The organism is Paenibacillus tepidiphilus (assembly GCF_008635795.1).
Taxonomy (GTDB): domain Bacteria; phylum Bacillota; class Bacilli; order Paenibacillales; family Paenibacillaceae; genus Paenibacillus_AQ; species Paenibacillus_AQ tepidiphilus.
In genome coordinates this window covers 72,326-79,906 of the sequence record NZ_VWRQ01000027.1, presented here as the reverse complement: position 1 = coordinate 79,906, position 7,581 = coordinate 72,326, and the positions used below count along the sequence as shown (strand labels likewise).

The window sequence follows — 7,581 nt, the reverse complement described above, 5'->3', positions numbered from 1 at the left end:
CCCTCCGACTGGCCTCAGACGAAGGTGGAGAATCTACATTTCCAGCAATCTTCCCCCTGTAGATCTACCGTGGTAAGTTTTTTGCAAAATTACTGGCATTATTGCCGTAACCCTTCAATTTCGCTCATATTAAGTGGCGGTTATCCAACTAGTCTAGTAAAAATCTTCGAACACGCGATATTAAGTGGTGATTTTCCAATTATATAAAATAGTGCTCGCTAATGCCTGCCGGAAGCGATCTAATTTGCCCGTTGCCCCGCTAAACCAAGCGGGTTAACTTGGCCGTTATCGGCGTCCGCGGCTTGGCCGCCGGTACTTCCTCTGGATAGCCGATGCCGAAGACGCCGATCACATCATACTCTTCGGAAACGCCGAGAATTTCGCGGTTTTGCGGCAATGCGCCAAGGGAAGCCCAATATGCGCCGACACCGGCTTCATGGGCGGCAAGCAGGAAATTCTGCACATAACAGGCCGAGGCCATCATATTCTCGTCCCGCTCCATTGCGCTTGCGCCTTTCTTGGACAGGACGGCCAATACGACGGGGGCGTGCCCGAAGTCAGTCTTGTGGTTCAAGCGGGCTCTGGTGTCCGGCCCGACGAGCTTCAGCTCCCAAGGCTCGGTCATCCGGTGGTTGGGGGCGTAGCTCGCGGCTTCCAGCCAGTACAGCAGCTCGGACTCCGCAATGTCATCCGGCTTAAAGGATTTGATGTTGCGGCGGCTGCGGATCAGATCAGTAACGGACATGTTATGCACCTTCCTTTTATAAGAATATTTGCTCTACATAGAAGCTGTATACAATTGTATACAGCTTCTGATTTGTATATGATTGTATAAACTTTAAGATACCGGTGTCAAGTTCCGCATCCGAAGAAGAATAATGTAAACGCTATATTTATCCGGGATGATGCTTTAATCCGGTTAGCCGGACGCGTGCTATACTCTGAATCAGACATTGATTTCAGGGAGGCTCATATGACCATTCATCCACAAGGCGGCGCATACCTTACAAATACCTATCGGAATATGTTCCTGGAGATAGGGCTCAGCGAGGCTGCCATTACAGCAAGGCTTGAACAGACATGGTACGATCTATTTTATGGCGATGACGATGTGCGGATTTATGAGGAAGCGGGAGCGGACAAAGCGTACATACTCGATACCGGCAACCGGGATGTCCGTACCGAGGGAATGTCCTACGGCATGATGATGGCTGTCCAAATGGATAAGAAGGACGAATTCGACCGGCTGTGGAATTTTGCCAGAACGCACATGCAGCATACCGAAGGTCATTATAAGCATTATTTCGCCTGGCACTGTCTGCCGGATGGCACCCGTCTGTCTGCCGGTCCGGCTCCGGACGGCGAAGAGTTCTTCGCAATGGCGCTGTTCTTTGCCGCGAACCGCTGGGGCGACGAAGATGAGCCGTACAATTATTCAGAGCAGGCCAGAACCATCTTGCGCGCCTGTCTGCATCAGGGAGAAGAAGGAAACGGCGATCCGATGTGGGACCCGGCCACCAAGCTGATCAAATTCATTCCGGAATCGCCGTTCAGTGATCCCTCCTATCATCTGCCGCATTTCTACGAATTGTTCGCACTCTGGGCTGATGAAGGGGACCGGGCATTCTGGCGGGACGCGGCTGCGGCCAGCCGGGCTTACCTGCAATTGGCCTGCCACCCGGTGACCGGCCTGTCTCCGGAGTATGCCAATTACGACGGCACACCGGCGCCGGTTCAGGCCCACGGGGACTTCCGGCACTTCTACAGCGATTCCTACCGTGTCGCCGCGAATATCGCGCTGGACTGGGAGTGGTTTCGCAAGGACCCGTGGCAGATCGGACAGTCGAACAGCATTCAGCAATTCTTCCATAGCATTGATCCGGCTGACTACCGGCGCTATACCATTGACGGGCAGCCATTCGCAGAGGAAGCTCTCCATCCAATAGGTCTGCTCGCAACAGTCGCCATGTCCTCGCTGGCTGCCGACGGGCCCTCTGCCCCACTGTTTGTGGAACGGTTCTGGAATACACCGCTGCGCCGGGGTGAACGCCGGTATTACGATAATTGTCTCTACATGTTCACAATGCTCGCATTAAGCGGCAATTACCGTATTTACCGCTAACAAATACCAAAGCGGATGGATAGCCTTCGCCGGGCTGTATCCATCCGCTTTTTTTTGAGAATTATTCTGCCGGGTTCATTCCACAGAATGCTGCAGAATCGCCGCATTCCACTTCCGCTGCCATTCAATATCATCCCAGAACGGATGATGCGGCGCGCAGTTGGAGCAGAGCGTCATTCCCCAGAAGCCCAACGCGATCCCTTTGCGCAGCGCATATTCGGCAATGAATTTGCCGACAGGGCCTTCCTCGAATCCGGCATGCAGCGGCGTGTAGCCGACATAGCCCTCGCCGATAACCACCGGAATGCCGTGCTGCTGCGCCCATTCATGCGCCTCTTCCAAGCGTGTATCGGCTTTCTCCAGCATGGCGATTTTGTGCTGGCCATACTTATCGTAGAGGAAGAGGTCCCATTTTACCGGGTCGGCCCAGTCGTGGAGATAGATCAGTCGCAGGCCGACAGGATTGCCTTCCATCCGCCATTCCTGGCCGGGCGGCAGCTGCCATTCACTGAAAGGGGGCGCATCGTCCCGGAGCATACTCCGCACGAATTCGTTCGGAAACACCGACTCATCCTCCAGACCGGCGGCGGCAGTCAGCTCATTCAGGACCCCTTTGATATAGAGGTGGAAATGGGCCACTTCAAAGTTATCGGGAAGATACGCCTTGGGATAAGCTTCATTAAGTGTATAGCTGGCGGTAATCAGCAGATCGGGATGCGCTGTCCGCAGGAAGCCGACAGCCTCCTCGACATAAGGCCGCACGGCCTGCACCAGACCCGGCACATAGGACGGGGAAATCCCCTGCTCGGTGCCGACTGCAGTCAACTGGCCGAACTCCACTTCGTTATGCAGCTCTGCATATACGATCTGTTCTCCGTAGCCGGCGTTCTTCACATAGCGGATCAACTGATCCATTGACCGGGCTATCGCCATGCAGCGGTCTTCGGGAGCAATGGCAGCCAGCTCGTCCCGCAGCGCCGGATGCGCCAGAAAGCTGGGACTCTGCTGATATTCCCACGATGACAGCATAATATAACAGTTATGCGCCTTGGCTTGACGGAACAGCTCCAGCAGATGCGCATGTCCGTCAAGGACGGCGCCGCCGCGGCAGTTATACCAGCGGGTACGCTGGCCTACCGCACCCAGGCTGCCGAAATGCAGCGGTCCGGGACGCTTGCCCTCTGCGGTGAATAGAAGAAAGGGCATCGCACAGATCCGGATGGTATTATATCCTCTGTCTACAGCTTCCTTGAACCGGGCCTCCAGATCGTGATAAGGCTCGCCCGGCAGCGTCATCGTATACCAGGAGAAGTCCCACATCGTAATGGTCAATTTCCGCGGGAGTGTACTGAATTTATTGGACATGATAGGTCACTTCCTGTGTCAATGAAATTGCTTACATAAAGTTGAGTGTAACGGATGAACGTTCGCCAGGACAATTCACAATGAACGGATTATAATGGATTATTTTCGCATCAGGACTGGACAGACTGCGGTATTCGTAATTTTCAGGGGATTTTTACAGATTACTTCACTTTAAGCTGAATTGATATGCGAAAATATGTAATTTACATAGGATAAATAGTAAAATATTCCGGGTATTCACTTGAGCAAATCAGGTTCTATACTAAGTAAGCGTTACCATATTATGGCGGTTGCCTACATACTGGCAAAGGAAGGTGAAGCTGCCCACTTTTGAGGCAAGGTTCAAGAATAAGGTTTGTATATTAGGGAGGGTATTGAATGAAGAACAAGTCCAAGTTAATGAGCATGGTTCTGGTCGCTTTGGTTGGCATCTTCTCGACATTCGGCGTCGCCTTCGCCGCAACCTGGTCTTCCTCGGCGCAGTATGGCAACTGGTCTAATGGCGGGTATACCGTGTATAACAACATTTGGGGCAGCGGCGCCGGTTATCAGTCCATCTGGGCCAACTCCTACAGCAACTGGGGCGTATGGGCCCAGCATCCGGCAACGGGCGGAATCAAAGCTTATCCGAACAGCAGCCGTGAGGTCAACACCAAGCTGAGTGCGCTGAAATCGGCAAGCAGCAGCTTTAATGTAAGCGTTCCCAGCAGCGGTGCCGCTTTTGTAGCCGCTTACGATATTTGGGCCGGCAGCAACGATGCCTATGAGATTATGCTGTGGATGAACTATGCCGGCGGCGTAAAGCCGATCTCGGATAATTGGAATGCCTCCGGCAATCCGGTAGCCGCCCAGACCAACGTATCGGTCGGCGGACATACCTGGAATGTCTATAAAGGCAACAACGGCTCGAACGCCGTCTTCTCTTTTGTGAGAACAAGCAATACCAGTGCGGGATCGGTCGATGTGCTCGCGATCATGAAATGGATCAAAGGCAAGGGCTGGTTCGGCGACGAGGTTCTGAACCGGGTGCAATTCGGCTATGAAATTACGTCTTCCCCTGCCGGACTTGATTTCATCACCAACAGCTATTCTGTCAGCTACACTAAATAAGGCAGGCCCGCAAGACCTTATGGCATGCAACGCAAAATCCGCCGGCAGAAGCCGGCGGGACCTTTTCCGCTGTACAGCGGACTTTTCACATTACACCAGGAATGCCTTAGAGATAATAACCAGCAGAATGAACAGAACCAGAATCGCAGTTGCCGATGTAAAGCCGCCATAGCCTGGCGCTCCGTTTTCGTAGCCCATTTGGATGCCCTCCCTTAATTTAGAGTACGGCTTAGCATATGCGGGATACCGGCATAGGGGCTGGGTGTTGCGGTAATAGAATTCAGCGATAACCGGTGGCGGTTGACCGTTAACTGGACGCGCTTGTATATTTTCGCAGACTGCGGTTGAAGAATACGGACGACAGCGCGAACAGGATAAGCATCAGTATAAGCCCGGCCAGCAGAGTAACCGGCTCTGATTTGCGCAGCAGCACCTCTGCGGGCGTGGACACAATAAAGCCGACCGGAAACACCCAGGTGAGCAGCAGCTTGACCGGTTTGGGATAAATGCCGATCGGATATCTGCCTGTCTGCAGAAGATCGCCCATGATCCACAATACATAAGTTCCCCTGTACCAAAAAGCAATCGAGCTTAGCAGAAGCATCAGCGAATAGAGGATTCCCAGTGCGATAACCAGCGACAGCAGGAACAAAACAAGCGAGGATGCACTCAGCTCCGCTTCCATCCTCCGGGCGGCAACCCCGATTACCCCGAGGCTTACCGCCAGATCAAACAGCGGCCAGACCGACCACTCCCGCACACTGATGTAAAATTGCTTCGCGACGGGCCTCAGCAGCGTGTAGTCAAAGGTGCCCGTTTCAATCTCTCCCCCCATGCCTCCCAGCTTGTGCATGCTTGGGCTGACGAACAGTCCATTGAGCGACAGGACCAGCATATACACACCGAGCACGGCCAGTGTTTCCGCCTCTTCCCAGCCGTTCACACTCCCGCTGTTATGGAACAGAATCGCAATTCCGCCTATGCCGCCGGCCAGCGATAATCCTGTACCGAGCAGCCTCATCACGACATTCAGGCGGTAAGCCGTTTCGTTTTGAATGGCTGCACGAATGAACATTCCGATTAAGCGGAAATATCTCATGATGCTCATCCTTATCACCCTCCCACCGATGTATATTTTTTCGTCCCCCTGCCCGTTAACAGCCCTGTCAAGAGAGCCAGCCCGAGTATCCACCCCCCCGATATCGCGAAGCCGCTGCCTATTTCGGCTGCGGACAGCTTGCCCAGTGCTGCTTCCACGGGAAAAGAAACCACATACCGGTACGGTAGCAGCAACGCGAGCTTGTGCAGTTCATCCGGAAACATCGCCAATGGAGCAACTTGCCCGGCCAGCAGAAATACAAGCGTGTCGTTAACCTGGAGCAGGGCATTCGATTGCTGTGTCCAGAAAGCCAGCAGCGAAATGGCATACGCCAGCAGAAATCGGAGTACCGCAGCGAACACAAGCGCCGCTGCCGCAATCATCAGCCCCTCCGCTTCCAGAGTCAGCCTGACCTTGAACCCCATACCGAGCAGAATTACCACAGCGGACACGAAGGGCAGACAGACGATTTTGACGGCAAACTCCGTGCCCAGCGCATGATAGATCAGCGGTACCGGCCGCAGCAGCTGTGCGGAGATTGTCCCGTTGTGAATATGCTCGGCCGTCGTCCAGTGCGTAGTGGGATAAGTAGCCTGGTTCACCACAATCAGGCACAGATAATACAGAATCACATCATTGCGGTCATATCCGCCGATAGCTCCGCCTGCAACCGCAGTTTGCCATACCAGCAGATAGATGACAGGCGCCGTCATCCAGCCTAGTGCCAATGTCCAGAAGAAGCCTTTCTCGGACAGATAGCCGAACAGCTGCCCGCGAATCAGGGCGAGTCCTCCGCGCAGGTTCATCCGAGTCCCCCCTCAGTATAAATCTTGTCGATGACCGCTTCCATCGGCGGATCGGTGATGCTGAAGTCAAGGACATTGTACAGACTCATCAGCAGCGCGCCGGCGGTCACCGTGTCCTGCTTATGAACCCGCAGCGTGTATTCGTTCCCCTGGATTTCTGTCAGCTCCGCTTTGATCCTCTGTGTCCGCAGCTCTTCCTGCGTCAGCTCCTCCCGGTCCAGCGTCAGCTTTACGATTTTGTACGGGGTAATCCGCTCCGTCAGTGTGGCCAGACGGCCGTCATAGACCAGCTTCCCCTGGTTGATCAGCAGCACCCGTTCACAGAGTGAGGTTACATCCGACATGTAATGACTGGTCAGAATCACCGTGGCACCGAAGCGCCGGTTATATTCCCTGATGTATTCGCGCAGACGGAGCTGCATCGTCACATCCATCCCCAGGGTCGGCTCGTCGAGATACAATATTTCCGGCTTGTGCAGCAGCGCCAGAGCGAACTCACATTTGGACCTTTCCCCCAGTGAGAGGTTCCGCGAACGCTTCGTCAGCAGCTTGCCAAGATCCAGCAGGTCGCACAGCTCAGACAAATGCTGTTTGAACTCGCTCTCGGACACACCGTAAATCTCCTTGAATATGTAAAGGGTGTCGTAAACCGTGTTATTCCATTGCAGCTGACTTCGGTTGCCCATCAGCATGCTGATTTTTTGCAGGTAATGCGGTTTGCGCTTCCAGGGAATATGCCCGGCTGCGTCCACACTGCCTGAAGACGGATACAGCAGGCCGGACAGCATTTTGAGCGTCGTGGTCTTCCCTGCCCCGTTTGGACCGATGAACCCGACCATTTCGCCTCTTTCAACCTGAAAGCTGACATTCTTCACCGCCTGCACTTCATCAAATCTGGGCCGGAACAGGCTCTTCACGGCAGAGCGGAGCCCCGCCTCCCTGACCGGTACCCGGTAGGTTTTGCTTAATCCTTGCGCCTTGATATGAGCACTCATCCTGTGCCTCCTTCTGTTGGGGATATACAGAAGGTTAGCATGATTATTTATGGTGGTGGCCAATGGGATAGTTTAGGATTGATA

At 53.8% G+C, this 7,581-nt stretch carries 8 protein-coding genes; 2 read left to right on the top strand and 6 right to left on the bottom strand.

Translation table 11 applies throughout. From position 1 onward, the window contains the following. Positions 1-259: 259 nt before the first annotated feature. Positions 260-745, bottom strand: coding sequence for a nitroreductase family protein (locus tag F1379_RS25915; RefSeq protein WP_150275369.1), 486 nt, complete (start codon positions 743-745; stop codon positions 260-262). 228 nt (positions 746-973) lie between these two features. Between F1379_RS25915 and F1379_RS25910 the strand changes: the two genes are divergently transcribed. Then, on the top strand, positions 974-2,122 hold the full coding sequence (locus F1379_RS25910) for a family 8 glycosyl hydrolase (RefSeq protein ID WP_150275368.1): 1,149 nt from the start codon (positions 974-976) through the stop codon (positions 2,120-2,122). A 75-nt stretch (positions 2,123-2,197) separates the two neighbouring features. On the opposite strand, the gene F1379_RS25905 is transcribed toward F1379_RS25910, so the two are convergent. Then, entirely contained in the window at positions 2,198-3,487 is a 1,290-nt protein-coding gene (locus tag F1379_RS25905; protein ID WP_150275367.1) for a cellulase-like family protein, read from the bottom strand. Between the two features lie 378 nt (positions 3,488-3,865). Here F1379_RS25905 and F1379_RS25900 point away from each other — a divergent pair, with 378 nt between their 5' ends. Further along, the gene (locus F1379_RS25900) at positions 3,866-4,597 is read left to right on the top strand and encodes a GH12 family glycosyl hydrolase domain-containing protein (RefSeq protein ID WP_150275366.1); all 732 of its coding nucleotides are present in this window, start codon (positions 3,866-3,868) and stop codon (positions 4,595-4,597) included. A 90-nt stretch (positions 4,598-4,687) separates the two neighbouring features. Here the strand turns inward: F1379_RS25900 and F1379_RS30460 are convergent, their stop codons facing one another. The 4 genes from F1379_RS30460 to F1379_RS25885 all read right to left on the bottom strand — a co-directional run bounded on the left by F1379_RS30460 (position 4,688) and on the right by F1379_RS25885 (position 7,497). Beyond that, positions 4,688-4,795, bottom strand: a complete 108-nt coding sequence (locus F1379_RS30460; RefSeq protein ID WP_239004814.1) for a YjcZ family sporulation protein — start codon at positions 4,793-4,795, stop codon at positions 4,688-4,690. A gap of 109 nt (positions 4,796-4,904) precedes the next feature. After that, the gene (locus tag F1379_RS25895) at positions 4,905-5,705 is read right to left on the bottom strand and encodes an ABC transporter permease (protein WP_150275365.1); all 801 of its coding nucleotides are present in this window, start codon (positions 5,703-5,705) and stop codon (positions 4,905-4,907) included. Between the two features lie 5 nt (positions 5,706-5,710). After that, positions 5,711-6,502, bottom strand: a complete 792-nt coding sequence (locus F1379_RS25890; protein WP_150275364.1) for an ABC transporter permease — start codon at positions 6,500-6,502, stop codon at positions 5,711-5,713. Next, a complete protein-coding gene (locus tag F1379_RS25885) occupies positions 6,499-7,497 on the bottom strand; it encodes an ABC transporter ATP-binding protein (protein WP_150275363.1) in 999 nt (332 codons plus the stop codon). Before F1379_RS25885 ends, F1379_RS25890 begins: the two co-directional genes overlap by 4 nt. Positions 7,498-7,581: the final 84 nt, after the last annotated feature.